The sequence below is a fragment of the Marivita sp. S6314 genome (assembly GCF_023015985.1).
In the GTDB taxonomy this organism is placed as follows: Bacteria; Pseudomonadota; Alphaproteobacteria; order Rhodobacterales; family Rhodobacteraceae; genus Marivita.
Map to the genome: position 1 here is coordinate 212,726 of NZ_JALKAO010000002.1, position 26,048 is coordinate 238,773.

Annotated in this window: 26 protein-coding genes; 12 read left to right on the forward strand and 14 right to left on the reverse strand. The window is 60.5% G+C overall.

Annotation, left to right across the window (positions count from 1 at the left end; genetic code table 11):
- The first annotated feature begins 63 nt into the window (after nucleotides 1-63).
- Nucleotides 64-453 (forward strand): carboxymuconolactone decarboxylase family protein, encoded by a 390-nt coding sequence (locus tag MWU54_RS05405; protein WP_247081365.1) that lies wholly within the window; start codon nucleotides 64-66, stop codon nucleotides 451-453.
- 68 nt (nucleotides 454-521) lie between these two features.
- Here MWU54_RS05405 and MWU54_RS05410 read toward each other — a convergent pair whose 3' ends face one another.
- Complete coding sequence (locus MWU54_RS05410; protein ID WP_247081366.1) at nucleotides 522-2,036, reverse strand: glucan biosynthesis protein; 1,515 nt, start codon at nucleotides 2,034-2,036, stop codon at nucleotides 522-524.
- A 25-nt stretch (nucleotides 2,037-2,061) separates the two neighbouring features.
- Nucleotides 2,062-2,607: a cytochrome b gene (locus MWU54_RS05415; protein WP_247081367.1), complete on the reverse strand. Its 546-nt coding sequence runs from the start codon at nucleotides 2,605-2,607 to the stop codon at nucleotides 2,062-2,064.
- A gap of 158 nt (nucleotides 2,608-2,765) precedes the next feature.
- Between MWU54_RS05415 and MWU54_RS05420 the strand changes: the two genes are divergently transcribed.
- The 8 genes from MWU54_RS05420 to MWU54_RS05455 all read left to right on the forward strand — a co-directional run bounded on the left by MWU54_RS05420 (nucleotide 2,766) and on the right by MWU54_RS05455 (nucleotide 11,311).
- Nucleotides 2,766-3,497 carry a CDP-alcohol phosphatidyltransferase family protein gene (locus tag MWU54_RS05420; protein ID WP_247081369.1) on the forward strand — a complete coding sequence of 244 codons (732 nt, stop codon included), beginning with the start codon at nucleotides 2,766-2,768 and terminating at the stop codon, nucleotides 3,495-3,497.
- The gene (locus MWU54_RS05425) at nucleotides 3,494-5,131 is read left to right on the forward strand and encodes a sulfatase (RefSeq protein ID WP_247081370.1); all 1,638 of its coding nucleotides are present in this window, start codon (nucleotides 3,494-3,496) and stop codon (nucleotides 5,129-5,131) included. The genes MWU54_RS05420 and MWU54_RS05425 overlap by 4 nt, the downstream gene beginning before the upstream one ends.
- Nucleotides 5,132-5,163: 32 nt before the next feature.
- Nucleotides 5,164-6,084, forward strand: coding sequence for a lysylphosphatidylglycerol synthase transmembrane domain-containing protein (locus tag MWU54_RS05430; RefSeq protein WP_247081371.1), 921 nt, complete (start codon nucleotides 5,164-5,166; stop codon nucleotides 6,082-6,084).
- 84 nt (nucleotides 6,085-6,168) lie between these two features.
- A complete protein-coding gene (locus tag MWU54_RS05435) occupies nucleotides 6,169-7,170 on the forward strand; it encodes an ABC transporter substrate-binding protein (RefSeq protein ID WP_247081373.1) in 1,002 nt (333 codons plus the stop codon).
- Between the two features lie 7 nt (nucleotides 7,171-7,177).
- Nucleotides 7,178-7,957 (forward strand): ABC transporter ATP-binding protein, encoded by a 780-nt coding sequence (locus MWU54_RS05440; RefSeq protein ID WP_247081375.1) that lies wholly within the window; start codon nucleotides 7,178-7,180, stop codon nucleotides 7,955-7,957.
- Nucleotides 7,954-9,534 (forward strand): ABC transporter permease subunit, encoded by a 1,581-nt coding sequence (locus MWU54_RS05445; protein ID WP_247081376.1) that lies wholly within the window; start codon nucleotides 7,954-7,956, stop codon nucleotides 9,532-9,534. The genes MWU54_RS05440 and MWU54_RS05445 overlap by 4 nt, the downstream gene beginning before the upstream one ends.
- Complete coding sequence (locus MWU54_RS05450) at nucleotides 9,531-10,577, forward strand: glycosyltransferase family 4 protein (protein ID WP_247081378.1); 1,047 nt, start codon at nucleotides 9,531-9,533, stop codon at nucleotides 10,575-10,577. The genes MWU54_RS05445 and MWU54_RS05450 overlap by 4 nt, the downstream gene beginning before the upstream one ends.
- The gene (locus tag MWU54_RS05455) at nucleotides 10,574-11,311 is read left to right on the forward strand and encodes an FkbM family methyltransferase (protein WP_247081379.1); all 738 of its coding nucleotides are present in this window, start codon (nucleotides 10,574-10,576) and stop codon (nucleotides 11,309-11,311) included. Before MWU54_RS05450 ends, MWU54_RS05455 begins: the two co-directional genes overlap by 4 nt.
- Here MWU54_RS05455 and MWU54_RS05460 read toward each other — a convergent pair whose 3' ends face one another.
- On the reverse strand, nucleotides 11,312-12,388 hold the full coding sequence (locus MWU54_RS05460; RefSeq protein WP_247081381.1) for an alpha/beta hydrolase: 1,077 nt from the start codon (nucleotides 12,386-12,388) through the stop codon (nucleotides 11,312-11,314).
- A gap of 116 nt (nucleotides 12,389-12,504) precedes the next feature.
- A complete protein-coding gene (gene cls / locus MWU54_RS05465; protein ID WP_247081383.1) occupies nucleotides 12,505-13,902 on the reverse strand; it encodes a cardiolipin synthase in 1,398 nt (465 codons plus the stop codon).
- Between the two features lie 169 nt (nucleotides 13,903-14,071).
- On the opposite strand from cls, the gene MWU54_RS05470 reads away from it, so the two are divergent.
- Nucleotides 14,072-15,619 (forward strand): phospholipase D family protein, encoded by a 1,548-nt coding sequence (locus MWU54_RS05470; RefSeq protein WP_247081385.1) that lies wholly within the window; start codon nucleotides 14,072-14,074, stop codon nucleotides 15,617-15,619.
- Between the two features lie 8 nt (nucleotides 15,620-15,627).
- Here the strand turns inward: MWU54_RS05470 and ugpC are convergent, their stop codons facing one another.
- Genes ugpC through ugpA form a run of 3 tightly spaced genes read right to left on the reverse strand, consistent with a single transcriptional unit; the run spans nucleotide 15,628 to nucleotide 18,422 of the window.
- On the reverse strand, nucleotides 15,628-16,680 hold the full coding sequence (ugpC, locus tag MWU54_RS05475; RefSeq protein ID WP_247081387.1) for a sn-glycerol-3-phosphate ABC transporter ATP-binding protein UgpC: 1,053 nt from the start codon (nucleotides 16,678-16,680) through the stop codon (nucleotides 15,628-15,630).
- 3 nt (nucleotides 16,681-16,683) lie between these two features.
- The gene (gene ugpE, locus MWU54_RS05480; RefSeq protein WP_247082182.1) at nucleotides 16,684-17,520 is read right to left on the reverse strand and encodes a sn-glycerol-3-phosphate ABC transporter permease UgpE; all 837 of its coding nucleotides are present in this window, start codon (nucleotides 17,518-17,520) and stop codon (nucleotides 16,684-16,686) included.
- A 20-nt stretch (nucleotides 17,521-17,540) separates the two neighbouring features.
- Nucleotides 17,541-18,422, reverse strand: coding sequence for a sn-glycerol-3-phosphate ABC transporter permease UgpA (ugpA, locus tag MWU54_RS05485; RefSeq protein WP_247081388.1), 882 nt, complete (start codon nucleotides 18,420-18,422; stop codon nucleotides 17,541-17,543).
- Between the two features lie 60 nt (nucleotides 18,423-18,482).
- Between ugpA and MWU54_RS05490 the strand changes: the two genes are divergently transcribed.
- Together MWU54_RS05490 and MWU54_RS05495 are read left to right on the forward strand one after the other, a co-directional pair.
- Complete coding sequence (locus tag MWU54_RS05490) at nucleotides 18,483-18,758, forward strand: hypothetical protein (protein WP_247081389.1); 276 nt, start codon at nucleotides 18,483-18,485, stop codon at nucleotides 18,756-18,758.
- Nucleotides 18,742-19,098 (forward strand): type II toxin-antitoxin system RelE/ParE family toxin, encoded by a 357-nt coding sequence (locus MWU54_RS05495; RefSeq protein WP_247081390.1) that lies wholly within the window; start codon nucleotides 18,742-18,744, stop codon nucleotides 19,096-19,098. The genes MWU54_RS05490 and MWU54_RS05495 overlap by 17 nt, the downstream gene beginning before the upstream one ends.
- A gap of 21 nt (nucleotides 19,099-19,119) precedes the next feature.
- Here the strand turns inward: MWU54_RS05495 and ugpB are convergent, their stop codons facing one another.
- The 7 genes from ugpB to MWU54_RS05530 form a co-directional block, all read right to left on the reverse strand.
- Complete coding sequence (ugpB, locus tag MWU54_RS05500; RefSeq protein WP_247081391.1) at nucleotides 19,120-20,433, reverse strand: sn-glycerol-3-phosphate ABC transporter substrate-binding protein UgpB; 1,314 nt, start codon at nucleotides 20,431-20,433, stop codon at nucleotides 19,120-19,122.
- Between the two features lie 171 nt (nucleotides 20,434-20,604).
- On the reverse strand, nucleotides 20,605-21,501 hold the full coding sequence (locus MWU54_RS05505; protein ID WP_247081392.1) for an HAD hydrolase-like protein: 897 nt from the start codon (nucleotides 21,499-21,501) through the stop codon (nucleotides 20,605-20,607).
- Between the two features lie 5 nt (nucleotides 21,502-21,506).
- A complete protein-coding gene (gene phnE / locus MWU54_RS05510) occupies nucleotides 21,507-22,322 on the reverse strand; it encodes a phosphonate ABC transporter, permease protein PhnE (RefSeq protein ID WP_247081393.1) in 816 nt (271 codons plus the stop codon).
- Nucleotides 22,322-23,137: a phosphonate ABC transporter, permease protein PhnE gene (gene phnE / locus MWU54_RS05515; RefSeq protein ID WP_247081394.1), complete on the reverse strand. Its 816-nt coding sequence runs from the start codon at nucleotides 23,135-23,137 to the stop codon at nucleotides 22,322-22,324. The genes phnE (MWU54_RS05510) and phnE (MWU54_RS05515) overlap by 1 nt, the downstream gene beginning before the upstream one ends.
- A complete protein-coding gene (phnC, locus tag MWU54_RS05520) occupies nucleotides 23,134-23,928 on the reverse strand; it encodes a phosphonate ABC transporter ATP-binding protein (protein WP_247081395.1) in 795 nt (264 codons plus the stop codon). The genes phnE (MWU54_RS05515) and phnC overlap by 4 nt, the downstream gene beginning before the upstream one ends.
- Before the next feature lie 65 nt (nucleotides 23,929-23,993).
- Nucleotides 23,994-24,968 (reverse strand): phosphate/phosphite/phosphonate ABC transporter substrate-binding protein, encoded by a 975-nt coding sequence (phnD, locus tag MWU54_RS05525; RefSeq protein ID WP_247081396.1) that lies wholly within the window; start codon nucleotides 24,966-24,968, stop codon nucleotides 23,994-23,996.
- 72 nt (nucleotides 24,969-25,040) lie between these two features.
- Nucleotides 25,041-25,850: a DeoR/GlpR family DNA-binding transcription regulator gene (locus MWU54_RS05530; protein ID WP_247081397.1), complete on the reverse strand. Its 810-nt coding sequence runs from the start codon at nucleotides 25,848-25,850 to the stop codon at nucleotides 25,041-25,043.
- Nucleotides 25,851-26,048 lie beyond the last annotated feature (198 nt).

Below are 26,048 nucleotides of genomic sequence, written 5' to 3' on the forward strand. Positions count from 1 at the left end.
CCTCGCTTGCCCATGGATGCGGCGTGACACACTCTTTGCCAAACGCAACAAAAGGGACGCGCGATGAGCACTTTCGATGAAGACCTCTTTCTCAAGGGCATGGAACAGCGCAAGGCGACGCTGGGCGCGGAGTATGTCGAAGGCAACCTGGCCAAGGCCGACGCATTCACCCGCCCCTTTCAAGAGGCGATGACGGCGTGGTGTTGGGGGTTTGGCTGGGGGGACGATGTTATCGACGCCAAGACACGTTCCATGATGAACCTGTCGATGATCGGCGCTTTGGGAAAGATGACCGAATGGGAATTGCACTGCCGGGGGGCCTTGCGCAACGGGGTCACCAAGGAAGAAATCCGCGCGATTATTCACGTGATCGGCATCTATTGCGGTGTCCCGCAAGCGCTTGAGTGCTTCCGCGCCGCGCGCAAAGTGTTGGAGGAGGCAGGCGAGCTTTAGGTCAATGGGATGACGGCGGCCTCGCCGCGCGGCGTTGTTCCCGACAAGCCGCCTGACTGCACGGCTTGTCAGACACCTCCGTCCCGCTTGCGCGTCCATCGGTGCAACCACACCGGGCTTGCGGGCTGGCCATCCGTGTCCCGCAGGACCAGCCGAAGCTCTGCGGCCTCGGCCTCTTCGGGGGCAAACAGGAACGTCACCCGTGACCCACGCCCATCGGGCAAGGCGAAATGGCTGAGACCAAACACCGCCTCGGCGGGCGTGCCCGAGACCGACAGGTCCGGTGTGACGCCGTTGGGCAGCGTTGAGACATCCACCACGAAGCGGCGACTGCCCGGCCGGTCATGTTCACGCCCGCTGCGCGACTGCAAGATCTTGGCAGGCACGCTGAGTTGCGGGTCTGATTTGGTCCAGGTCAGCCGGTACCGGTAGCTGTACTGCCCCCCGGCCTGCAACGGGGCCTCCGGTCGCCAGAACGCGACGATGTTGTCCAGAAACTCCGTACCGGTCGGGATTTCGACCAGTATAACCGCCCCTGCCCCCCAATCGCCCATTGGCGCGACCGATGCGGACGGACGGTTCTGATACTGCGCTTCGGTGTCTTCGAAATCCTCGTAGGCGCGGGCGGTCTGGAACAGGCCGAACCGTGCGGGATTGTGATCTGCAAACGCCGAGGTTTCAACCCGCGCCGGATTGCCGATGGGACGCCAGAGCTGTTCGCCTGCACCGTTTTCGATGACCAGCACATCGCTGTCATGCACGCGCGGGCGAAAATCGTCAGACACCGCCGCGTGCATTGGCCCTTTCAGATACATGGATGTCAGCGGTGCGATCCCGATGTCGGAAATCTCAACCCGCGGGAACAGCGTGATCGCGATATCCATCACCGTGCCCGTGCCGGGGATCAGGGTCATATCGGCATAGCCCGCCAGGGACGGGCTGTCGATCACCGCCTCGACACGGATGCGGTCGCCTTGTCCCTCATGCAGCCGAAAGCGCGTGAAACGCGGAAACTCTTCGGGCGTCGGGCCGCCCGTTCCCAAGGCCACAGCCCGCGCCGACAGGCCATAGGACATCGCCCGCCCAATGGCACGGAAGTAGCTGGCACCCTGAAACACCGCGACCTCATCCATGACGTCGGGGGTGTTCAGCGGGTGCCGCAGACGAAACCCGGAAAATCCGCCCGCCGGCGACGTGGCGGGAATGTCGTCGAAATAGCGTGGCTCAAACGTGAAAAGCGACGGCGAAAACGCCAGATCCTGCGTCGTGCCTGCCAATGTGCGTTCAATGGCAACCGGGTCTGGAAAATACAGTCCCGGCGGCAGGAAATCGACCGCGAACCCATCGCCTTGCGGCAACATCGCCGCCTGCCCCGCCTTGGGCCGGATGCCGCGATAGGCATTGTAGTCCAGACCGGCAAAGGGGGGTGGCAAATCGCGGGAGGGTGGCACGTAAGGCCGCGCTGCAAGCGCCTTGGCGGTGTCGAGCAACGACTCCTCTGCCCCCGCGCTGGCATGTACCCAACCGGGTGACACCGCGGTGCTGGCGGTGAGCATCGCCAGAACGGACCGGCGGGTGATCATCGGGCGTTCCTGCATGCGAAGCCGGTCAGGACGCCCCCGGCCACATACGTGAAAACACGCCGTCTTTCTTGATCAACCCATGTTGCAGGGCCGCGCCGACATGCATGGCGACAAGGATCGCAATCGCCCAGCCGCCGTAGAAATGGATCGCCTTGGCAAAGTCGGCCAGACCTTCGGACTTTGGCACCAGCGCCGGGATGCCCAGCGCATCCAGCGTTTCAATGGGAAAGCCCCCGGCGCGCACCCGGACATATCCGGCAATCGGCATGATCACCAACAGCGCGTAAAGCAGACCATGGGTCAGGCCCGCGATCTTGAGCTGCCAGTCGGGCAAATGCGACGGTTCGGGCGGCGGAGCATTGCGCCAGCGATACAGCAACCGCACCGCGATCAGGATCAGCAAGAGCACGCCCACATTCTTGTGAAAGATAAACAGGTTGTTTTGCAACGGTCGGCTGATGCCCTCGCGGATCATGATGAAACCGGCCGGGATCATCAGCAGCACGAGGATGGCCATTGACCAATGAAGCCAGCGGGCTGGCGCTTTGTAACTGTGCGTTGGAATTGTCATTCTGGGTGTCCCCGCTATGCTTAAATCAATGGGAGCGGTCAAATGGGCGCTTTGCTCCTGCAAGACAGTTTCAGTCCAATCCTTTGATCGAAGCAAGGGTAGATTTCCCGGCACAGTTTATGGCGGTTTCAGGCAAGACATCAGAAGGCGCAGGCGGAATGGCACCGACGACATTGTCGGCATCCCGCACGGGCGCGTCCGGGACCAAAGCCGAGTTCGCGATGCTCGCCGTGCTCTGCGGGGTTGGACATGGTGTTGCGATTTGGGGATTTAGTCCTGACGCGTCGCTGATCGCGGTGTGTTTCGGGGCGTTGACCTATCTGATCGCAACCGGACTGGCGGGGCGCGCGATGGTGCGCAGCTACCCGCATGCGCACGTTGGCTGGTGCAACGCGGTCACCGTATTCAGGCTTTTGCTGACGGCCTTGCTGGTGAGTTGGCTTGTGTCCGCGCCATTTTCGCCGTGGGTCGTGTTTGCGATTGCCACGCTGGCGTTGGGCCTTGATGGCGTTGACGGCTGGCTGGCGCGCCGCGAAGGCTATGTTTCCGATTTCGGCGCGCGGTTCGACATGGAGGTGGATTCCCTGCTCGCCCTTGTGTTGGCCGCGCATGCCTATCTTGCCGGGTCGGTGGGACCGATTGTGCTGATCCTTGGCCTACCCCGGTACATCTTTTTCATTCTTCACGCCCCCTTGCCGTGGTTGGCGGGCGACCTGCCGCCCCGGTTCAGTCGCAAGCTTGTCTGCGTGATGCAAATCTCTGTCCTGATCTTTGCCATCTTGCCACCTGCGCCGCCGGGTCTTGTAACAGTTGCGGTGATCGGGGTGACGGTTGCTTTGATCTGGTCGTTCTGGCTCGATGTGCGGTATCTGTGGCGACATCGGTCATGACCAGATCCACGCTGCGCCGCGTGCTTGTGCTGTGCCTTGCCACGTTGGTGTTGCATATTGTGCTGATCCAACCCAATCACCCGGCGGCGATGACGTGGCGCGCATTGCTGCTGTTTCCACTTGAACTGCCTGCCCTGATTTGCGCGCTGATCGCCCTTGGCCATACCCGCGCCTCTGGTGTGTTTCGCGGCATTCTGGTGGTCAGCCTGACCGCCATTGTCGTGCTCAAGACGGCGGATTTCGTCAGTTTCAACGCGCTGTCGCGCGGCTTCAATCCGGTTGCCGATTTCCCCTTGATCACCGCATTCGGACGCCTGCTGCTGGGCGCACTGGGGCCGGTGCTGACCGTGCTGGCCTGCATCGCCGCACTGGCGGCAATTGGAATGGTAGCCTGGATTTTATGGTGGGCAACAGGCATCTGGGCCGGGATCATGGTGCCGCGCGCTGGTCGGCAGGCTTCGGCGGTGATCGCGGTGTGCGCGACCGGGATTGCCATCGCCGAGATCGGACATGTCATGGGTCGCTGGTCCCTGACTGCCAATCCGCCGGGAGCGGCATTCACCGCGCGGGTCGGGGTCGAACGAGTGGTCATGGTCCGCAACACGCTGGCTGAATTGCGCGCTTTCCACGTGGCGGTTCAGCAAGACCCCTTTGCCGACGCAAGCAACCTGTTCACCGCCATCGATCGTGACGTGCTTGTCATTTTCATCGAAAGTTACGGGCGCACAAGCATCGACATCCCGTTCTTTGCCGACCTGCACCGCGAAACCCTTGCGACCTATGACACCGAATTGCGTGAACTGGGTTTGTCGATGCGCTCTGGCATCCTGAAATCCCCCACCAAAGGGGGTCAAAGCTGGCTGGCACATGCCAGCATCGCCAACGGATTATGGATCGACAATCAGGTGCGCTACGGCGCGGCGCTGACCAGCGGGCGGCAAACGTTGTATCATCACGCGCAGCGCAATGGCTTTCACACGGGCGCGGTAATGCCGCAAATCACACTGGACTGGCCCGAAGCCGACCGGATGGGGTTTGACACGGTACTGCCCGCCAAAGACCTTGGATACAAAGGTCTGCCCTTCAATTGGGTGACGATGCCAGACCAGTTCACCCTTGCCGCATTGGACCGCCTGTTGCGCGAAACAGTGGCCGATCGGCATGTCTTTGCCCAAGTGGCGCTGGCCTCGTCCCATGCACCGTGGACCCCGGTGCCAGACGTGATTGCGTGGGACGATATCGGCGATGGGACGATCTATAACGACGCGGCCACTTCAGGTGATCCGCCAGATGTGGTCTGGCGCGACCGGGAGCGCGTGCGATTGCAGTACAAACTGGCAGTAAACTATTCACTTCAAACGGTTTTTGAATATGCCGCGCTGCACGCCGCAGACCCACCGCTGATGATTGTGATCGGCGACCATCAGGCGGCGGAACTGATTGCCCGGGATCACAGGTCTGACGTGCCGGTTCACGTGATCGGCCCTCGGCATCTTGTTGCCCCATTGTCGGCGCTGGCGCCCACCGATGGGCTGATCCCGGCCGATGACGTTCCGGTGATCGCTATGGACAGCGTCCGAGACATCTTGTTGAAAGCATACACGACACCCCCATCGACCGAGGTCGCCAACTGAGCATGCCATCGCTTCCTGCCCTCCCCGCCAACGTGACGCGTATTGTGCAGATTCTTGTCCTGCTCGGTCTTGTTGCGCTGTTGTGGCACGCGGCGGATGGCGCGGCGGCGCTCGACCTGTTGCAGACTGCCTCACCAAGCTGGTTGATCCTGGCGGTGGTTTTGTTGACCCTGCAAACGCTGCTGTCGGCGCAGCGGTGGCGGGTGACGGCGGCACAGCTGGGCCTGTCGCTCCCGCTGGGAGACGCGATCCGCGAATATTACCTCGCGCAGGTGATCAACCAGTCTTTGCCCGGTGGCGTTATCGGCGATGCAGGACGCGCTGTGCGCGCGCGCAAAGCCGCCGGGTTGCTGATCTCAAGCCAGGCCGTGATTTTCGAACGTCTGGCTGGGCAGATAGGACTATTCTGTGTTCTGGGGATCGGACTCGCCCTCACATTGGTGGTGCCTGTCGGGTTCGACTGGCCGGTTTGGGTGATCGGGCCGCTTGCGACAACGTTTTCCGTTTTGATAGCGCTGCCTTTTGCCGTGGCTCTGACCATGCGCTTGATCCCGACGGAAACACACCCGATCAAGACAACCGTTCGATCCTTTGTCTGCGCCGTTGCCGCGCGCGGCGTGGTGGGACAGCAAATCGCTCTCAGCCTTGCCACCGCCATCTGCAACATCGCCGCCTTTGCCTGTTGCGCAGCGGCCATCGGCGTTCCCCTGCCCCTACTGGTCGTTGCAACGCTGGTTCCGTTGATACTGTTTGCGATGGTGATCCCGCTGTCGATCAGCGGGTGGGGTTTGCGCGAAGGCGCGGCCGTTTTGTTATTCCCGGTGATCGGCGCCACAGCCTCCGAAGGGCTGGCGGCAAGTGTCGCTTTTGGGATTGCGTTCATGCTCACGGTCCTGCCCGGGCTTATTCTGACATGGCTGCGACCACTTGCACCTGTCCCGGAGCAACCGTGACCTACATATCTACCATACCGCCTCAATCCGGATGTGAGCCTATCGCATCTCTGGCCCATATCTCTCGACGCAAGGACTGTTCATATGACATCTCGCTTTAACCCGACGCGGCGTTCGTTTCTCACAACCGGCGCGGCGGCGCTTGGCGCGGCCTCTGTTGGTGGCCTGCCGCAACGCGCATGGGCCAACACGCCCGTTAGCCTGCAATTATCGTGGCTCCATTCGACACAGTTTGCGGGCAGCTACATTGCCCAGAACCGGGGATGGTGGGCAGACGCGGGGCTTGACGTCACGCTGCTTCAAGGTGGACCCAACGCGCCTGTGGAACCTCCCGTGGTATCCGGAACGGCCCTCGTCGGGATATCGGCTGCGGATTACACCGCGGCGGCCGTGGAACAGGGCGCGCCGTTCAAGATCATCGCTGTGGCTATGCAGAAAAACCCGTTTGCCATCACCTCCCTTGCGGCCAATCCAGTGACAGTTCCAGCCGATCTGGAGGGGCGTAAGATCGGTATGGCCTTGGCCAACACCCCGGTGTTGCAAGCCCTTTGCACCCTGAACGACGTGGATTTCAACGCGATCGAAATTGTCCCGACGCAGTATTCGCCACAACCGCTTGTCGCGGGCGAAGTGGACTGCCTACTGAGCTGGGAAACCGACCTGCCCGTCGCAATGACCGTACAGGGCGTTGAAAACACAACGATGCTGATGGCCGATCACGGCTACGCCGTGCATTCGCAAACCTATATCACCACCGAAGACAGCCTTGCCAATCGCCGCGACGAGATCGTGGCTTTGATGGCGGGCGAAGTGCGTGGATGGAATGCCTATCGCGAAGATACCGATGCCGCGACCGACCTGACTCTGCAGATGTTCCCTGATGCGGGGCTTGATCTGGAGACCCAGCGCTTGCAGGCGGCCCGTCAGGTGCCTCTGATGTTCTCTGATCTGACAGACGCGAACGGCTTTGGCTGGTGGACCGATGACACGGTGGCCGACAATATTGAAACGCTCAAGCTGTTGGGCCGCACCGTGACAGCCGATCTGTGGGACCGGTCGATCCTCGAAGACATTCACGGATCCTGACCACCTGATGTCCGTTCCTGTTGTCTGCACAAACGTCGCAAAGACCTTTCGCGGAGCCGTTGAAGCGGTGACGCCCATGACGCTGTCTTTCGAAGCAGGTCAGACAACGGCTTTGGTCGGACCATCGGGATGTGGAAAATCCACGTTGCTGCGGATGATCGCGGGGCTTGAGACACCCAGTTCGGGACAGATCGCCATAGACGGCCACCCGCCTGCAGAGATCCGTCGCAATGCCGGTTTGTCGGTTGCGTTTCAGGACCCGTCGCTGCTGCCGTGGCGCAGCGTGCGCGGGAATATCGAACTGGCGCTGGATCTTGCCCGGTTGCCCCGACGCGCCGACCAGATCGACCAATTGATCCATCTGGTCGGGTTGGACGGGTTTGCCGATACGCGCCCGGCGGAACTGTCGGGCGGAATGCGGCAACGGGCAGCCATTGCCCGGGCGTTGTCGACCCGTCCCAAGCTTTTGCTGCTGGATGAACCGTTCGGCGCGGTAGATGAACTGACCCGTAAACAATTGGCCAATGACCTGCCCGGCATTTGGGAGGCCAGCGGCACCACCACGCTACTGGTCACCCATTCGGTCAGCGAAGCGGTCACCCTGTCGGACCGGGTGATTGTCCTGTCACCCCGGCCCGCGCGCGTGGTTGCCGATATCGACGTGGCGCTTGAGCGCCCAAGGCAGCCCGAAGTCACCCAGTCCGACACATTCGCCAGCATCGTCGAACAGGTCTCGGCCGCGCTGGCGGTGGGGGTCGGTCACACCTTGCCAAAAGCCGCGCAATGATCGCCGCTGCGGCTGCCCCGTCCCGCGACCGGACTTGGGGTGCGGGGCTGTTTGGCCCGGTGCTGGTTTTGCTGGCGTGGGAAGTGTTGGCGCGCGTCCTTGACGGGGCGTTTGTCCTCGCCGGTCCAAGCGCGATCCTGTCTTACCTTGTGGAACACGCAGGGCTGGTGTGGCGCGCCTTGGGGGCCACGCTCACCAACGCGGTGCTTGGGTTTGCCATTGGCAATGCCGTGGCCATCGTTCTGGCCACCACCGCCATCGTGGTGCCGCGCAGCGAGGCGCTGATCCGGGGGCTGGCACTGCTGGTGTTCTGCCTGCCCCTTGTCGCCACGGGCCCGATTTTGCGCGTGATCTTTGGTCCCGGACCATGGCCCCAGATCACGCTGGCCGCACTGGCCGTCTATTACACAACTTTGATCCCGCTTCTGGTCGGCTTGCGCGCGGTGCCGTCGGGGTGGCTTGATCTTGTTCACAGCTACGGGCGCGGTCGCGTTGCGGCGCTGTTGCATGTCCGGGCGCATGCGGCGTTGCCCTATCTGGTTGCCGGGTTGCAGATCGCAGCACCCGCCGCGTTTCTGGGGGCCATGGTGGGCGAATTTACCGGCGCGGAACGCGGCATGGGGGTTCTGACAATCCGCGCGATGCGGGGCATGAACGTTGACATGACATGGGCGCTGGCCACCGTGGCAACGGCTGTGGCTGTCCTGAGTTACCTGGCCATCGGGTGGTTGGCGCGGCGCGCCTTGCGGCAAGACCCCCCGATCATCCTTGCGCCACCAGCAACGCCCGAGGGCCAAGCCCGTCGATTGACCGGCGTGACCAACCTGATCACCATCGCCCTTGCCGCGCTGATCCTGTGGTGGGCGATGATCACGGGGCTGAACCTCAACCCGTTTTTTGCAAAAGGACCGGCGGAGGTCTGGTCCGCATTGATCACATCGGCAGATGCCGCCGAGACGCGCCAGACGTTAATGCAGGCGCTGTCGGAAACGGCGATCTTTCTTCTGCCCGGCTATGTCGCCGGTTTGGCCAGCGGCGCGGTGCTTGCAATGTTGATCGTCTTGTTTCCAGCGCTCGCGGGCACGGCCATGCCTCTTGCCATCGCGCTCAGATCCGTGCCGATCATCACGACCGCGCCCTTGGTTGTCCTGCTCCTCGGTCGCGGGGCGGTCGGCACCGTTGTATTGGTGGCGATCATGGTGTTTTTCCCAACCTTCGTCGCGTGCTTGCATGGATTGCGGCAGGCACCTGGGCGCGTGTTGGATGTGTTTGACAGCTACGCGGCCGGGCCGGTTGAGAAGCTTCTGCGCGTGCGCATCCCGGCAATGCTGCCCGCGTTCTTCGCCGCCGCGCGCATGAATGTTCCGGCATCGGTTCTGGCGGTCACGGTTGTTGAATGGCTGGCCACCGGCAAGGGCATCGGCAGTGTCATGGCCCTGTCGGCTTCGCTCTCGGATTACGACATGTTGTGGAGTTCGGTGGTCATCGTCGCGCTGTTGTCGGCAGGTGGCTATGCAGGCGTCGGCTGGATCGAAAAACGGGTGCTGCGCACCTATGCGCCGGAACAATTGGCATGACCCTGCGCAAGGCCGCCTTTGCCATTCCGGGTGACATCAACACCGTCACCGGCGGCTATATTTATGAGCGCCTGTTGCTTGAGAACCTGCGCGCCCTTGGGCATGACGTGCAACACATTCCGCTTGGCGGCACGTTCCCGACCCCCACGCCAACCGATATGCGCCACGCCATCGACGCGCTGATCGCATTGCCCAAGGACCGCCCGCTTATTCTGGACGGGCTGGTGTACGGCGCAATCGACACCGCCGGACTGGCCGCCGTGCGCGCACCGATTGTGGCGATGATCCACCATCCGTTGGCGTTGGAAACCGGTCTGGACGCTGACCTGCGGGATCACCTGTTCCGCACAGAGAAGGACAATCTGGACTTGGCCCAACACGTGCTGGTGCCCAGCCCACACACCGCCGATATTCTGGCAACGACATACGACGTGCCGCGATCCCGCATGTCCATCGCGCGACCGGGCACCGTGCAGCCCACGATACCCCGGTCGCCACAAGTTCCGCCCTTGATCCTGTCGGTTGGCATTCAGCACCCTCGCAAGGGGCATGACATTTTGCTGCGGGCGCTGGCAGATATCCGGCATCTGGAGTGGCAAGCCACCGTTGTCGGGTCCGCCTATGATGCGGCCTACAGCGCAGAGCTCCACAGGCTTGTGGCCGCGCTTGACCTCACAGAGCGCGTGACGCTGACCGGGCAGATTGGTCAGGATGACCTTAACGCGCTCTATTCCGAGGCGTCGCTCTTTGCGCTTGCCACCCTGTACGAGGGGTATGGCATCGTTTTCAACGATGCGCTTGCCTGGGGCCTGCCGATTGTGTCCTGTCGGACCGGGGCAGTGCCGGAGACCGTGCCAGCGGATGCGGGCCTGCTGGTTGCGCCCGACGATGTTCCGGCCTTTGCCGACGCGCTGCAAAGACTTCTGACACAGACAGACCAGCGGACCTCCCTCGCCGATGCTGCCGCACGGCATGGGGCCGACCTGCCCGGGTGGATGGATACGGCGCGCATTGCCAGCCGCGTTCTGAATGGTCTGAGATGACAGCCCGCCTCTCACTTCGCCGATCCTTTGACGTCTATTACCGTGACGCGGACCGCGCGGCGCGTATGGACAGGTTGAACGCGATGTTCGTGGGTCCCGGAGACCGGGCCTTTGACATCGGCGCGCATGTCGGGGATCGCACCGCGAGCTTCCGGCGTTTGGGCGCATCTGTTGTGGCGGTCGAACCGCAGCCTCGGGTCTTCCGCGCCCTGCGCCTGATTCACGGGCGCGATCCGTTGGTGGACCTGCACTGCGCCGCTGTTGGCAACGCCACCGGATGGCTGGATCTGCACGTCAACACCAGGAACCCCACCGTATCGACCGTGTCGCGCGATATGATTGCGGCGGCGTCACAGGACGCGAACTGGCATGGACAACACTGGGACGAAACGATCCGCGTGCCCGTGACAACCCTGACCGCATTGATCCGGCGCAACGGCCCCCCCGAGTTCATCAAGATTGATGTCGAAGGGCACGAACTGGACGTGTTGAACGGTCTGGACAGGCCCGTCCGCGCGCTGTCTTTCGAGTTTACCACCATACAGAAAGACATCGCGTTGGCCTGCGTGGCCCGCATCACCGCCATTGGGGCTTACCAGTTCAACTATAGTCTTGGCGAAGATCATCACCTGCGCCTGCCAGACTGGTGTGACGCCGATGCGATGGCGGCGATCCTGCACGCGCTTCCCGGCGACGCCAATTCCGGCGATGTTTACTGTCGGGTGATGCGCTGATTACTGATCGTCCTGCCGCTGTAATCGCCAGAGATTGTCACCTGTCCGGACCAGATTGCGCCGGTCGCCAGCCAGCAGGTCGCTGTTGAGAAGCTGGTTCAGATCGTCCCCAACTTCGGTGTTGTAGATGTGGTAAAGATGCCCGCTGGGACTGCGCACTGGCAGGTCACTCAGATCAATGACCTCGACCCCGTCCAGAACGCCCACATCATTGCCGGCCTGTCCAAGCCGGGGATAGCCATGCACCTGTTCTGACAGGGCCAACGGGCGATCCGCCTCTGCGACATAGATGGTCAGGCTTTTGACGATGGGTCGGATCCGCGGCACAAGGCGCGCGAACAACCCAAAGTCGATATCGGGTGCCAGCAGGGCAACATGCCCCACACGCACATCCGGATGCCGGACCGCCACGTCATACAGCGCAAGCGCCATGCCGCGCCCGCCCATACTGTGACCGGCGATGTTGAACTGGCCCTTGCCGAAGGTCGCATCCAGTCTTGCAATGGCGTTGGCAAGATCGGGCACGCTCCAGTGCAGATCGGCTTCGTCGTGGGTGTAATTTGTCAGCTCCCCGTTCGATGGCCAGCTGAACCACAAGAACCGGCCCACCAGGTTCGCATTTTCCTGAAAAACCGTGGCGCGGCGGCAGCCTTTTTCGAAGTCAATGAAAAACCCGTGAGTATAAAGCGTCGGGGCCGCGCCCGCACTGGACGCAACCAGCCCGTCAAACACGGTACGCACATCGCTTTCCTGCACCGAATGCAGCTTGAGGATTTCGTCGGGAATGCGGAATGGCGCCGCTTCCGCCACCGAAGACAGAAAATCAAGGCTTTGGTCCTCGATCGCGCAAAACCCGGCGGCAATTTCGGCCCCGCGTTCACCGTTGTAGAATGTCTCGGGATCGGGTGAACCTGACCGGTCGCGCTGCGTCAAATAGCTGACACCGCGTTGGGTGTCGTCAGAAGCGGCCCAGCCACCGTCCGGGGCCATCGTGAGCCACAGACCGACCATCAGGGCCCACCCCACACCGCAGGACGTTGCCTGCCATGACAAGATCCCGCGCGCCGGGGTCGACATAGAGGCACAGTTGTGTCGCAATCCGTTCATTTCTCACCAATTCCCCGAGCCAAACCCACCGGCATCAAATCACCCGCAACACCGCAACGTCCACGGTCTGGATACGGCCTCCAACATCACAAGAGAGGCGCAAAAAGCCGCGAGATTGGTGCCCCGACGCGGATGCGCAAGGGTTGTTCAGACAAGTCCTTTTCAAGCAAATGCGCGCGCGCGAAATCCTGTTCCAGAAACCCGGCCACCTGCGCGGTGAATGCGGTGTCAAACCCGACCGCCATCACTTCGAAATTCAGCCGGAAGGACCGGTTGTCGAGGTTCGACGTGCCGATCGCCGCAAAGGTATCGTCCACCAAGACCACCTTTTGGTGCATGAACCCTTCGGTGTACCGCCAGATCTGCACCCCGGCTTCGCGCAGCTCGTCGAAATAGGCAAACGCCGCCAGCCAGGGGATGTAATGGTCAATCACGTCGGGCACCAACAGGCGCACGTCTTTCCCGCTTAGGGCGGCATGTTTCAGCGCGCTGAGGATATCGGTGTCCGGCACGCAATAGGGCGAGGCGATCCAGATCCGCTCCTGTGCCGCTGCGATGGCCGAAAAGAAGAACAGCCCGCCGGTCTCTAACTCGTCCCCCGGTCCTGTTGGCACCACCAACCCGGCCATGTCCGCGTCCGACAGGGGCGCGTCCCAGTTCAGCTCTGATGCGATCTGCTCTGCGGTCGACCAGTGCCAATCCTCAAGATAGGCCAGTTGCAACTGCGAAACGACCGGCCCCACCAGTTTCACATGGGTGTCGCGCCACGCCCCGAACGTCGGATCGCGCCCCATATATTCGTCGCCAACATTCAAACCGCCGGTAAAGCCAACGACCCCGTCCACGATCACCGTCTTGCGGTGATTGCGGAAATTCAATGCAAACCGGTGTTTCGGGCGCGGGTCAGCCACCTGGACCCCGGCCGCGCGCAGGGTTTGATAGAACGAGTGGCTCAGCCCCTTACTGCCCACCGCGTCGGTCATAAACCGAACCGTCACACCCCGCTGCGCGGCGGCACTCAGTTTGTCACAGAAGCTTTGACCGATCCTGTCATTGTGCACGATGAAAAACTGAACCAGCACATAACGTTCCGCCTGATCAATGGCGTCGAAAATCGCGCCAAAGGTCTCGGCCCCGTCGATCAGCGGGATCAGGGCATTGCCCCCAACAACCGGTAGTGCTGCAATCTTCTCAAAGGGTTCCGTATTCACGCTGGGCCGGATCGACGGACCGCGCGCCAATGCAAACTGTTTGACCGCATCAATAACGCGCGCACTTGAACGGCGTGACACCAGATACGCATGGTACCGGTGGTGGCCCAGAAACAGGTAGATCAGGACACTGACATAAGGGGCCGCCAGAAGCGCCACCACCCAGCCCACGGCCCCTTGCGGCGTGCGCGCGCCCTGAATGGCGCGCCAGGCACACAAAACGGCAAGCACCTGTAGCGCCAAAAGCGCAAGGACGGACAGGGTTACAGTCACGCAGACCTCCTAAAATGCGGGCCGGTCCGACAGACGCCCGCTGGCTGCTTTGGATGATAGGGAGGTTACCCGAAGAAGCGCCATCCCTAAAGCACGGCCGCCGATCTTGCGCTGGTCCGGGATCACGTGCATCCTTTGGCTTCTTTTGCCCGGACCGAAGGAAATCCCTGTGCGCTTTGTTCGGCTTCTGCTTGTCCTGACCATCGTTGCCACCCTTGCGATTGTCACGCTGCGCATTTTGAATCCGCTTCCGGACCTGCCATCTGACAACAGCGCATCTGCGATTCCGCTGAGTGCCGACACGTCTCTGGGCAATGCCACGCTTGGGATGATCGCTGAGCATGACGGGCACAGCGGCGTTGTGCCGTTGTTTGACGGGCGCGACGCGCTGGCCGCACGCATCCTTCTGGCGCGCGCCGCCGAGCAAAGCATCGATGTCCAGTATTACATCTGGCAAACGGACACGACGGGCTGGCTGTTGCTGGATGAATTGCGCGCAGCGGCAGAACGTGGCGTGCGGGTACGGATGCTGCTGGACGACAACGGCATTCCGGGGCTGGATTCCGTGTTGGCGGAGTTGAACACGCTGCCAAACATGGACATCCGCATCTTCAACCCATTCACGCTGCGCAAACCGAAATTGCTGTCTTACGGATTTGACTTCTTCCGCCTGAACCGGCGGATGCACAACAAATCCATGACCGTCGATGGTGCGGCGACAATCATTGGCGGGCGCAATATCGGCGACATCTACTTTGCCTATGGCGACGGTGTCACCTTTATTGACCTTGATGTTTTAGCAGTGGGTCAGGCCGCCGTAGACGTGTCTGAAAACTTCGACGCCTATTGGACCAGTGGGTCCTCTTATGCGGCCAAGGACGTGCTTCCTGCATCCACCTCGGGCCTTGACGAACTCGCCACCGCTGCAAAAGCGGCACGTGCCGGCGCGCGGGGGTCGGGCTATATCGCAACAATCAAATCCTCGCCTCTGATGTCCAGCCTTTTGGATGGCACGGCCAGTCTTGAATGGACGGATGTCACCTTGGTGAGCGACGATCCGTCCAAAGGGTTAGGCGATGCGGGCAACGATGACCTTCTGATTGGACGCCTGCCCGCTTTGCTCACCACGCCGGTCAAAAGTGTTGATGTGATTTCAGCCTACCTGATCCCTGGAAAAAAGGGCGCGGCCATGTTTGAAGGCTATGCGCAAAACGGCATTCGAACTCGTCTGATGACCAATTCTATGGCGGCCAATGATGTGATGCCCGTTCACGGCGCGTGGATGGGGTATCGCGATCAAATGGTGCGCGCGGGTGTGGAGGTCTTCGAACTGCGCTCTCAACAACAGCTCGACTCGGATACGACGCTGGCCCAGATGCTGACAGGGTCGCAATCCAGCTTGCATGCCAAGACCTTTGCCATTGACGAAGAGCGGATTTTCATCGGGTCGTTCAACTTTGACCCGAGATCGGCACAACTGAATACCGAGATGGGCTTTCTGATCGAAAGCCCGACAATTGCAACAGCACTTGCGCGGTCAATGGACGATCGCAATACCGTATATGCAGTCACGGTCGGTCCGGACGGCAACATCCAGTGGGAGGAAACGCTGAATACCGGTGAGATCAGAATTCATCACAAAGAGCCAAACACAACGTTCTTGGAACGTGCCTTTGTCACGCTGATCAGCTGGCTTCCGGTGGAATGGGCTCTCTAGTCCAATCCTCAGGCCTTGCGGCGTCCGGTCACCGGATCAAACACATGCGCCTGCCCGTCCTGAACACGGAAATTCCGCTCCCCACCCACACGCTCAAGCGGATGCACACCCGGTAGACTGATGGTGAACTGATCCGGGCTGCCCGCGATCTTGCCGTGCAACAGCGTGTTGGCCCCCAAGGGTTCGGTTAGGTGAACAGTCACCTTGATCGGGCCGTCGGGATCTACGTCCATGTGTTCGGGTCTGATCCCGAGTTTGACAGGTCCGTCCGGGCCAGAGGCCTGTGCTATCGGCGTACCGGCAATCTGCACCTGCCCATCGCGCAGCTCTGCATCAAGAATATTCATGGCCGGGCTTCCGATGAACTGCGCCGCAAACAAGGTTTGCGGGGTCTCATAGACCTCAAGCGGTGTCCCGATCTGCTCCGCAATCCCACCATTCATCACGATCATGCGGTCCGCCATGGTCATCGCTTCGACCTGATCATGTGTCACATAGAGCGATGTGATCCCCAGCTCGGATTGCAGTTGCTTGATCTCAAGCCGCATCTGGACCCGCAGCTTGGCGTCGAGGTTCGACAGCGGTTCGTCGAACAGAAACACCGCCGGTTCGCGCACAATGGCGCGGCCCATGGCGACACGCTGGCGCTGACCACCTGACAATTCACGGGGTTTGCGGTCGAGCAGAGCATCCAGTTGCAACAGCTTGGCCGCGTTCTGGACCTTTGCGTTGATTTCGTCTTTCGGAAGTCCCGCAATCTTGAGCCCGTAGCCCATGTTCTGACGCACGCTCATATGCGGATAAAGCGCATAATTCTGGAACACCATCGCGATATCGCGGTCCATCGGTTCCTTGTCATTGGCACGGGTGCCACCGATCAGAACGTCACCTGCCGTGACCGTTTCCAACCCCGCCACCATCCGCAACAGTGTGGACTTGCCACAGCCAGACGGGCCGACGATGACGATAAACTCGCCATCTGCGATATTCACGTCGATCCCGTGGATCACATCCGTGGGCCCAAAGCTTTTCTTCACGCCCTGCAAAGCAACTGTCGCCATAACCTATTTCTCGCTGTCTACGAGGCCGCGAATGAACAGCCGTTGCATCGAAATGACCACGATCACCGGCGGGATCATCGCCAGGATCGAGGTCGCCATGATCACCGGCCAATCTGCCACATCATCCCCCGACGGGAACATCTGCTTGATGCCCATGACGATGGTGTTCATCTCGGGGTCGGTCGTGATCAGCAGCGGCCAGAGATACTGGTTCCAGCCGTAGATGAACAGGATCACGAAAAGCGCTGCGATGTTCGTGCGACTCATCGGAACAACGATGTCCCAGAAAAACCGCATCGGTTTCGCACCGTCGACCCGCGCCGCCTCGGCCAGCTCATCGGGGATGGTCAGGAAGAACTGCCGGAACAGGAACGTCGCTGTAGCAGACGCGATGAGAGGCAGGATGAGGCCCTGATAGCTGTTGAGCATCCCGAACCCTGCGACCACTTCGAACGTGGGCACGATCCGCACTTCGACCGGCAGCATCAGCGTCAGGAATATCATCCAGAAAAACGCCGTGCGGAACGGGAATTTGAAATAGACAATGGCAAAGGCGGATAGCAGCGAGATGATGATCTTGCCCACCGCGATGCCGATGGCCATCACAAGGCTGTTGAACAGCATTGTGGCCACAGGCACGTTCACGCCCGAAAACAGCGCAGCGGAATAATTCTCCCAGAACTGATCGCCCGGCCAGAGCGGCATCGGCGGGCGCACAATCTCGGGCTGGGTCACGGTGGACGCCACAAAGGCCAGCCAGATCGGAAAGAAGATCACCAGCACGCCAAGGATCATGAAGACATGCGTCAACCACAGCCCCGCGCCGCGCTTTTCGACCATGCCATGTGTTTCGCGCGCCATCAGTAATGCACCCGCTTTTCAAGGTATTTGAACTGGATCACCGTCAGCAGTCCGACAACCACCAAGAGGATCACCGACTGTGCCGAGGACGAGCCAAGGTCCTGGCCAACAAAGCCGTCTGAAAACACCTTGTAGACCAGGATCGTGGTGCTTTGCTGCGGCCCCCCTGCGGTGATCGTATGGATCACGCCAAAGGTTTCAAAGAACGCGTAAACGATGTTCACGACCAGCAGGAAGAACGTGGTTGGTGACAGCAGCGGCAATACGATCGTGAAGAAGCGCCGCCAGAACCGCGCGCCGTCAATGGCGGCGGCTTCGATCACCGAACGCGGGACGGCCTGAAGGGCGGCAAAGAAGAACAGGAAGTTGTAGCTGATCCGCCCCCAGGCAGACGCGACCACGACAAGCCCCATCGCCTCCCCCCCGTTCAAGACGTGGTTCCAGTCATAGCCGAACTGGCCCAGATACCACGAGATCACCCCAACGCGGGTGTTGAACATGAAAAGCCACAGCACGCCCGCGACGGCCGGGGCGACCGCGTAGGGCCAGATCAGCATAGTGCGGTAGACACCTGATCCCTTGATCAGCCGGTCCGCAATGACCGCAAGGAACAAGGCCGGGATCATCGAACACAGCGTCACAAGGATCGAAAACACCGCCGTCGTGACAAATGACGCGCGGTAGAACGGGTCACCCAGCAGGAATTCGAAATTGCCGAGTCCCACAAATTGCGAGGACAGGCCAAACGGATCAGGGATAAACAGCGACTGCCAGATCGCCTGCCCCGCCGGGTAGAAAAAGAACACAGCCGAGATCACAACCTGCGGCGCGATCAACAGCAGCGGCAGCCACCATCCTTTGAACGTGACACGTTTGTCCATCAGATTGCATCCTTGAAATTGGTGCTACCCGGTCGTACCATATACGCAAGGAGACATGCCATGACTGTCAAACTGTCCATTTCGCTGACCGATCAACAAGCCGAATACGCCCGCAAACAGGTCGAGGAAGGCCGCGCGTCGTCGACATCTGCCGTGATCCAGCAAGCGCTTGAGGCGAAGCGGCGCGAGGATGAAGAGTATCAGGAGTGGAAAGACGGCTTCTTCGACATGCTGGCCGAGCGCGAGAAAGGCCCGTTCCTGAACGCCGAGGAGTCGCAGAAGGCGTTTGATGAGATGATTGCAGAAAAACGCAGGCAGTATGGCCTGGACGCTTGATGACGCTGCGGCCGTCACATCTGACCTCGATGCAATTTTTGATCATCTGTTGAACAGCTATCTGGGGTTCGGGGACCCGTTTGAAGGTGCGTTCAACCGTGCGAATGAACGTGTGGGCAACATCTATGTGAACCGCGAACGCCTTCTCAAGGCCCCACACATCGGTACGCGCCATGTTGTCAAAGGCCACACCTATCGGCACGTCACCATCGACCGCGCGATTTATTGGTTTGCGCTGGACGACACGGCAAAGGTGCTGCGTGTTCTGGGGATTTTCCATGGCGGTCAGGACCATCTGGATAGAATGATGTCGCGTTTGGCAGATGAGGGCGACAGCTAACCGTCGCCCCCGATGTTTTGATCAGCGATTGGCGCTTTCGAACCGGCGCAGCAACGCATCGCCGCGCTCTTTCGCGCTGTCCATCGCTTCCTGGGCTGTCTTGTCACCGGCCCAGATTGCTTCCAGCTCTTCATCAATGATGCCGCGGATCTGGTCGAACGATCCAAGGCGCAGGCCTTTGGAGTTTGCCGTCGGCTCCTTCGCCGTCATCTGGATCACGGCGATGTCTGTCCCGGGGTTTTCATCGTAGAACCCGGACGCGCGCGTAGCCTCGCCCGCCGCTGTGGTGATCGGCAGATACCCGGTGTCCTGGTGCCATTTCGCCTGCACGTCCGAGGAAGACAGGAAGGCCAGGAATTCGCCAACACCTTTGTACTCTTCGGCCTCATGCCCTTCGAGAACCCAGAGCGACGCGCCACCGATGATGGTGTTTTGCGGCGCGTTGCCGACGCCTTCCCAGTAGGGCAGCGGGCGTACGTCAAAGTCGAACTCTGCTTCGGCCTTGATCCCGGCATAGCCTGCCGAGCTTTCGGTGAAGAGCGCGCATTCGCCCGCGCGGAAGTTGGCACCGCCTTCGTTGCGACGACCGGTATAGATGAACTTGCCGTCCTGCGCCCATTCGCCCATCGCCGTCAGATGCGCGACCTGTGCTTCGCCGTTCAGCATCAGTTCGGTATCGAGACCGGCAAACCCGTTGTCCTGCGATGCAAATGGCACATCGTGGTAGGCCGAGAAGTTCTCAAGGTGAATCCAGCTTTGCCATGCAGTCACCAGCGGGCATTCCTCGCCACCGGCCTTGAGCTGATCCAGAACCGCACCGACATTCTGCCATGTCGACAGGTCGGAGTCCGGGTCCACGCCGGCCGCTTGCATCGCGTCGCGGTTCACCCACAGCACCGGTGTGGATGAGTTGAACGGCAGTGACAGCATCTCGCCATCTGTGGTGGTGTAATACCCCTTGACCGATCCGATATAGGCATCCGGATCAAAGGTCGCGCCGCTTTCGGCCATCACTTCGAACACCGGCTTCGTCGCGCCTTGGGCCGCCATCATCGTTGCGGTGCCAACCTCGAACACCATCAGGATATGCGGCTGTTCACCGGCGCGGAACGCGGCGATCCCTGCGTTGAGCGTTTCGGAGTAGTTGCCCTTGTGGCTTTGAACGACGGTATAGTCGCTTTGGCTGGCGTTGAACTCTTCGACCTGTGCCGCCACCAATTCGCCCAGACGACCGGTGAAGGCGTGCCAGAATTGCACCTCGGTTGCAGCCGAGGCCGCAATAGGTGTGAGAACCGTGCTGGACAGGGCCAGCCCTGCAATCAACGTTTTTTTCATGTTTCCTCCCATGCGCCCTTTTTGCCGGGCGCTGTTGATGTCGGGCAAGTGGTGCCCGTGATATGTGGCCGCGCGAGGCGTCCACGATAGAGTTGGTCGGACTTGCATCGTTTTCAAACCCTTTCGACCAGTTGATCCGCCCCCTGCACATGCCTTGATCCATCGGGCACCTCAGGGACGTGTCAAAACGTAACTTGGCGCAATTCCAGAGGCCTTGATGGCGCTTGGAACATCGCTTTCGGCAAAAAACCCGTACCCGGCGATCAGCGCAGACGCGATTCCTGCCGCATGCGCGCCCAGAATATCAGTGTGCAGGCTGTCGCCCACCATGACAACGCGGGATTTGTCCACGTCGCCCAGACGGGCGAACGCGAGATCGTAGATATTGGGGTAAGGCTTGCCAAAAAACTGCGGCGACACAGGCGTCGTCTTGGCCAACCGGTGCGCGAAATACCCCGGTTCAACCGAAAATCCCGTCTCGCGGGGCGCGACGATGTCCGGATTGCCCACCAGAACGGGCCGTGGCTGCGCGGCCAGTGCTGCTTCAAGCCGGGCTTGCCGATCTTCGGTCCATGTCGCGCTGCCGATCAGCAGGAACCCCTCTGCCGCGTGATAGGCATCGGGATCATCCAGCAACTGAATCGTGCGCACCGGGCCCAAGTCCTCCAACCCGTCGGCATCTCCGCCCATGACGCCCCATAGCCGGTCGTCCTGCGTGCCCAGCGCCGTGGTCAGCGATTGGCGGCTGGTGACGATATCGACCGGACCAAAGGGATAGCCAAGGCGGCGGTACTTGGTCACCAGCGACGACAACGGAACGCTTGCCGCGTTCGACACCACAAGCACCGTTTTGCCCGCCGCGATCAGGTCTTCGACCCGGCCTTGAACATCGGGAATGGCGCGTTCGCCAATGTTCAGAACGCCAAAGGCATCCAGCAGAAATACATCGAATTCATCGCTCAGGTCGGCCAGCGTCTCGCGATAGACCGGCTCGGCCCGCGCAGACGCAACGTCCGGCAAAACGTCCCGGACCGCTTCATACTCGGCAAACGCCTGATCGACCGTCATCGAGATCAAATGATGGCACCCCGCACTTTTGCAGAAACCCATTCGCTGAGCACCACGGCGGCAAGAATGACAAGCAGGATCAAGCTGACTTGCGGCCATGCCAGCACGTTAAGTGAGGCGGACAATTGCAACCCAATCCCGCCGGCCCCGACAAGGCCCAGCACGGTAGATTCCCGAATATTGATGTCCCAGCGGAACACCGCGATGCCGGCAAAGGCGGGCATGATCTGCGGGACAATGCCATACGCCATGACCTGCCAGCGGGACGCGCCGGTTGCGGTGATCGCCTCGACCTGGCTTTCGTCGATTTCCTCGATCGCCTCGTAAAGCAGCTTCGCACAGAACCCGATAGAGCGGATCGCAATCGCGATGACCCCGGCAAACACACCCGGCCCGATGATGGCAATCAACAGCAGCGCCCAGATCAGCGAATTGATCGACCGTGTAGACACGATAATCAACAGTGCAATGGGCCGGATGAACAAGGCCGACGGCGTTGTGTTGCGCGCGGCCAGGAATGCCACGGGAACTGCAAGAAACAACGCGATGATCGTGCCCAATGTGGCGATGTTCAGCGTGTCCCAGATGGGGCGTCCCAGTTGCGTGATGTATTCCCAGCGCGGCGGTGTCGCCCGGGTCCAGATGTCTTCGGCAATGCGCGGGGCATCCCAGACAAAGAACCACGTGGTCGATTCCGAAATCCGCTGCCAGCACACCAGAAACACTGCCAGCCCCAAAAGCCAGCCAAACCAGCGCACAAGGCTTTCGCGTGGGGTGCGACGGCGCCAGTTGATGCCTTCGTCTCGTTCAATGATCGGCATTACTGAACCCTCGCCCTGATGACACCAGACAGGTATTCAAGCGCCATAACGATGCCGATGATCAAAAGCAGGATCGCCGCTGCGGTGTCGTACTCGTAGCGGTCAAAGGCGGTATTGAGCGTCGCGCCGATGCCCCCCGCCCCGACAAGACCCAGGATTGCGCTCTCGCGGAAGTTGATGTCGATCCGGTACATGGACAACCCCACCAGACGCGGCATGACCTGCGGCTGCACACCGTAATTGATCCACTGCATCCATTTGGCGCCCGACGCCTTGATGGCCTCGGCCTGAACCTTGTCCATGGACTCGATATCTTCGGCCAACAGTTTCGACAAAAAGCCGATGGTCGCGAACGACAGCGTCAGGAAACCGGCCAGGGGGCCAAACCCGAAGATCGCAACCAACAGGATCGCCACGATGATTTCCTGCAACGCGCGACTGACCGCAACAATGCCCCGGCAGATCATATAGACGGGCAAAGGCGCGATGTTACGCGCCGCACCAAGACCAATGGGGATCGAGATCAGGATCCCCACAACCGATGCGGCCACCGTCATCACGATGCTTTCCAAAAGCCCGCCCCAGATGTCACCAGCCCGCGACACGAAATCCGGCTTGGTGAAGGCAAGGACAAACTGTGCGCCCCGATCAAGGCCTTCATAGACCCGGGACCAGTTCACATCGATCGTCATGAAAGAGGCGATCAGATACGCGACGAACCCGATGATCAGGGTCCAGCGCAGGGTCGGGTTCGGGACGAAACTCGGCTTGCGCCATTTCGTGCCCAACATATCGTCCAGTTCACGATGGCTCATTCCGCGGCCTCGATATCGTCTTCGTCTTCGATCTTCTCGATCGTGGCTTCCCAGTCTTCCTCGCCGTAAATCTCGGTCAGTTTGTCTGGTGTCAGACCTGTGGGCAGACCGTCATAGACGATCTCACCAAAGCGCAGGCCGACAACGCGGGGCACGAACATCTGCGCCAGCGCCACGTCATGAATGTTGATGATCGCCGCCAGTCCGCGCTCCTGACACAGCTCGGTGATCAGGCGCATGATCTGGCGCGATGTTTTTGGATCAAGCGATGCGGTGGGCTCATCCACCAGCAACAGCTTGGGGTTCTGGATCAGCGCCCGGCAAATACCGACCCGCTGACGTTGCCCGCCGGACAATTCGTCCGCGCGCTTGTCGGCCATGTGCAACAGACCCACACGGTCCAGCAGGCGAAACGCCTCGTCCACGTCCGATTGCGGGTATCGCCGCAGGAAGGACCGCCAGAAGCCGACATAGCCCAGTCGCCCCGACAGCACGTTTTCCATCACCGTCAGCCGTTCGACCAACGCATATTCCTGAAAGATCATGCCCATTTCGCGCCGGGCTTTGCGCAATGCGCCGGAACTGAGCTTCGACAGGTCCACATCATCCAGCAGGATCGCGCCCCCGGTGGGTTCAACCAACCGGTTAATGCACCGGATCAGCGTCGATTTCCCGGCCCCCGACGGGCCGATCAGAGCCAGAACCTGGCCTTTCGGCACTTCGAGATCGATGGATTTCAGGGCCTGGTCACCTGTTTTATAGGTCTTAACCAGCTTGTTTAGGCGCAGCATATCATGCCCCTCGTAAGGGTGGGTGACAGGCCCCGTGCAGGGCCTGTCGTTTCAGAACAACGCGATTATTCGCAGGCGTAGCTGACGCCATTGGCAGAATCGATCTGCCGGATCACCGCCCAGAATTCCTTGTAGTTCATCGGAAGGAACTGACCTTCGTTGGACTTCGAGAATTCTTCCTCAAGCGACGTGCCTTCCCATGGGAAGTTGATGAACGCATCACGGATCTGTTCCTGCAATTCCGGCGTCAGATTGTGTGCCGTGCCATAGCCCGTCGTCGGGAAGGTCTGCGAGGTGTAGATCGAAACGATCTGGTCCTCGGACACAACGTCCCGCGAGGTCATGCGGTGCAGAACCGAATTCGCGATGGCCGCTGCCGGGTAGTCCTTGTTCGCAACACCCAGGATCGAGTTGTCGTGCTTGCCGGAAAAGACCGGTTCAAAATCAACCTCTGCTTCCATCCCGTATTCGCTTTTCAGGATCGCGGACGGTGCCTTGAAACCTGAATTCGATGTCGGCGAGGTAAACGCCATCTGTCCGCCCTTGATGTCTTCGACCTTTTCGATACCAGAGCCCGGATAGGTGATGATCTCCATCTCGTAGCCAAAGCTGCCATCGGTCGCCGCCATCAACGCGAATGGACGGAACCCCGCACAGTTCACGGCCAGCGGGTTGGATCCTGTGTTGAAGCCCGCAACATGCAGACGCCCCGACCGCATCGCTTCAATCTGGGCTGCGTTACTTTGCACGGGGAAGAACACAACATCCTTGCCGGTTTTTTCCGACAGGTGGTCAATGAAATCTGCCCAAGCCGCGGCGTAAACGGCCGGGTCTTCCACCGGGGTGTAGGCAAACACCAGTGTGTCCGGATCGACCAGTTCGGACGCATCCGTTGGGATATCGGCCACAAGATCGCCGTCGACGTCGCAATAGCGTTCGTCCAGATCGCCGCGCGGGCAATCCTGCGCAGAGGCTGCGCCCCCAAAGGCCATAAACGCTGCAACAGACGCGCTCAGCACAAGTTTCGAATTGATTTTCATTGGTCTTTCCTCCCGGGTGATACGGCGTTTTCGCCATTTTATTGGATGGTCCGTGTTACAGTCGTGTGAATGTCAGTCGGCGGTCTCCAGGGTTACGTTCGATACGTCCAGTGCCGCCAGCAAAGCGCCGCTTGGCTTTTGATCCACGATGATCGTTGTAAGGTCTTCCAGTGCGCTCACGCTCGCAAGTCCTTTTTTGCCGAACTTCTCAGAATCGATCAGCAGATGCCGGTGCGACGCCCGACGCAGCATGACCCGCTTGACCGCCGCAAAGCCGGTCACTGACTCGCAGGGGCCTTCTTCGGTCAGACCGGACGCGCCGATGATCGCGTGATCGACATAAAACCGCGACAGGAACTCAAGCGTTTCGGTGCCGATCACGGCGGATTCGGCGGGTAGGTACTGGCCGGGGCACAGCAACACGTCACACACCCCGTGGCCCAGCGTCATCGCAACGGGAATCGAATTGGTCACCACGGTGCAGGGCGTTTCGAGATAGGCCAGTGACCGCGCCATCTGGATCGTGGTCGCCCCCGAATCGATCATCACGGTTTCGCCCGCATTGATCAGGCGCGCCCCAGCCAGCCCGATCCGCTCGCGTTCGCGCGTGCGGGCGTTCACCCGTTCGTCAAGGCTGGGGTAATGGCCCTGTGACGGCGCCGACGCGCCACCATGGGCCCGGTTGATAAACCCGTCTTCAGCCAAGGAATCCATATCGCGCCGGATTGTTTCGGTCGACACGCCAAACCGCTTCGACATCTCACTGATCCGGACATGCGGGCTCAGCTTCAGCTCAAGAAGAATCTGCCGACGCCGGTCAGATTTCTTGAGCCGCCGCGACCCGTCCGGATCCTGAAATTTGCGCAGCTTGTCTTTTGGCATTTGTTCCGATGGCAACAAGTTTGAGCAAGGATTGTGGCTTTTCCACCTGTATTGCAACTAATTTTGTTGCTTATGCCTCGGATTGGTGGTGATGCTTGGGGCAAGACAAGGATTGATGCGACCGGTGCACGACGAAAAACCCCATCATCTGCGCAAGGACAGGCTGCTAAACCTGCTGGGTACTGCGTGCTGTTGCGT

Excerpts from the sequence above, each read along its gene's own strand:
- MWU54_RS05415 (WP_247081367.1), bottom strand. The coding sequence starts at position 2,607 with ATGACAATTCCAACGCACAGTTACAAAGCGCCAGCCCGCTGGCTTCAT.
- MWU54_RS05435 (WP_247081373.1), top strand. The coding sequence starts at position 6,169 with ATGACATCTCGCTTTAACCCGACGCGGCGTTCGTTTCTCACAACCGGC.
- MWU54_RS05405 (WP_247081365.1), top strand. The coding sequence starts at position 64 with ATGAGCACTTTCGATGAAGACCTCTTTCTCAAGGGCATGGAACAGCGC.
- MWU54_RS05505 (WP_247081392.1), bottom strand. The coding sequence starts at position 21,501 with ATGACGGTCGATCAGGCGTTTGCCGAGTATGAAGCGGTCCGGGACGTT.
- ugpA (WP_247081388.1), bottom strand. The coding sequence starts at position 18,422 with ATGGACAAACGTGTCACGTTCAAAGGATGGTGGCTGCCGCTGCTGTTG.
- phnE (WP_247081393.1), bottom strand. The coding sequence starts at position 22,322 with ATGCCGATCATTGAACGAGACGAAGGCATCAACTGGCGCCGTCGCACC.
- MWU54_RS05440 (WP_247081375.1), top strand. The coding sequence starts at position 7,178 with ATGTCCGTTCCTGTTGTCTGCACAAACGTCGCAAAGACCTTTCGCGGA.
- ugpB (WP_247081391.1), bottom strand. The coding sequence starts at position 20,433 with ATGAAAAAAACGTTGATTGCAGGGCTGGCCCTGTCCAGCACGGTTCTC.
- ugpE (WP_247082182.1), bottom strand. The coding sequence starts at position 17,520 with ATGGTCGAAAAGCGCGGCGCGGGGCTGTGGTTGACGCATGTCTTCATG.
- MWU54_RS05490 (WP_247081389.1), top strand. The coding sequence starts at position 18,483 with ATGACTGTCAAACTGTCCATTTCGCTGACCGATCAACAAGCCGAATAC.
- MWU54_RS05455 (WP_247081379.1), top strand. The coding sequence starts at position 10,574 with ATGACAGCCCGCCTCTCACTTCGCCGATCCTTTGACGTCTATTACCGT.
- MWU54_RS05410 (WP_247081366.1), bottom strand. The coding sequence starts at position 2,036 with ATGATCACCCGCCGGTCCGTTCTGGCGATGCTCACCGCCAGCACCGCG.
- phnE (WP_247081394.1), bottom strand. The coding sequence starts at position 23,137 with ATGAGCCATCGTGAACTGGACGATATGTTGGGCACGAAATGGCGCAAG.
- phnC (WP_247081395.1), bottom strand. The coding sequence starts at position 23,928 with ATGCTGCGCCTAAACAAGCTGGTTAAGACCTATAAAACAGGTGACCAG.
- MWU54_RS05420 (WP_247081369.1), top strand. The coding sequence starts at position 2,766 with ATGGCACCGACGACATTGTCGGCATCCCGCACGGGCGCGTCCGGGACC.
- phnD (WP_247081396.1), bottom strand. The coding sequence starts at position 24,968 with ATGAAAATCAATTCGAAACTTGTGCTGAGCGCGTCTGTTGCAGCGTTT.
- ugpC (WP_247081387.1), bottom strand. The coding sequence starts at position 16,680 with ATGGCGACAGTTGCTTTGCAGGGCGTGAAGAAAAGCTTTGGGCCCACG.
- MWU54_RS05425 (WP_247081370.1), top strand. The coding sequence starts at position 3,494 with ATGACCAGATCCACGCTGCGCCGCGTGCTTGTGCTGTGCCTTGCCACG.
- MWU54_RS05450 (WP_247081378.1), top strand. The coding sequence starts at position 9,531 with ATGACCCTGCGCAAGGCCGCCTTTGCCATTCCGGGTGACATCAACACC.
- MWU54_RS05460 (WP_247081381.1), bottom strand. The coding sequence starts at position 12,388 with ATGTCGACCCCGGCGCGCGGGATCTTGTCATGGCAGGCAACGTCCTGC.
- MWU54_RS05495 (WP_247081390.1), top strand. The coding sequence starts at position 18,742 with ATGGCCTGGACGCTTGATGACGCTGCGGCCGTCACATCTGACCTCGAT.
- MWU54_RS05445 (WP_247081376.1), top strand. The coding sequence starts at position 7,954 with ATGATCGCCGCTGCGGCTGCCCCGTCCCGCGACCGGACTTGGGGTGCG.
- MWU54_RS05530 (WP_247081397.1), bottom strand. The coding sequence starts at position 25,850 with ATGCCAAAAGACAAGCTGCGCAAATTTCAGGATCCGGACGGGTCGCGG.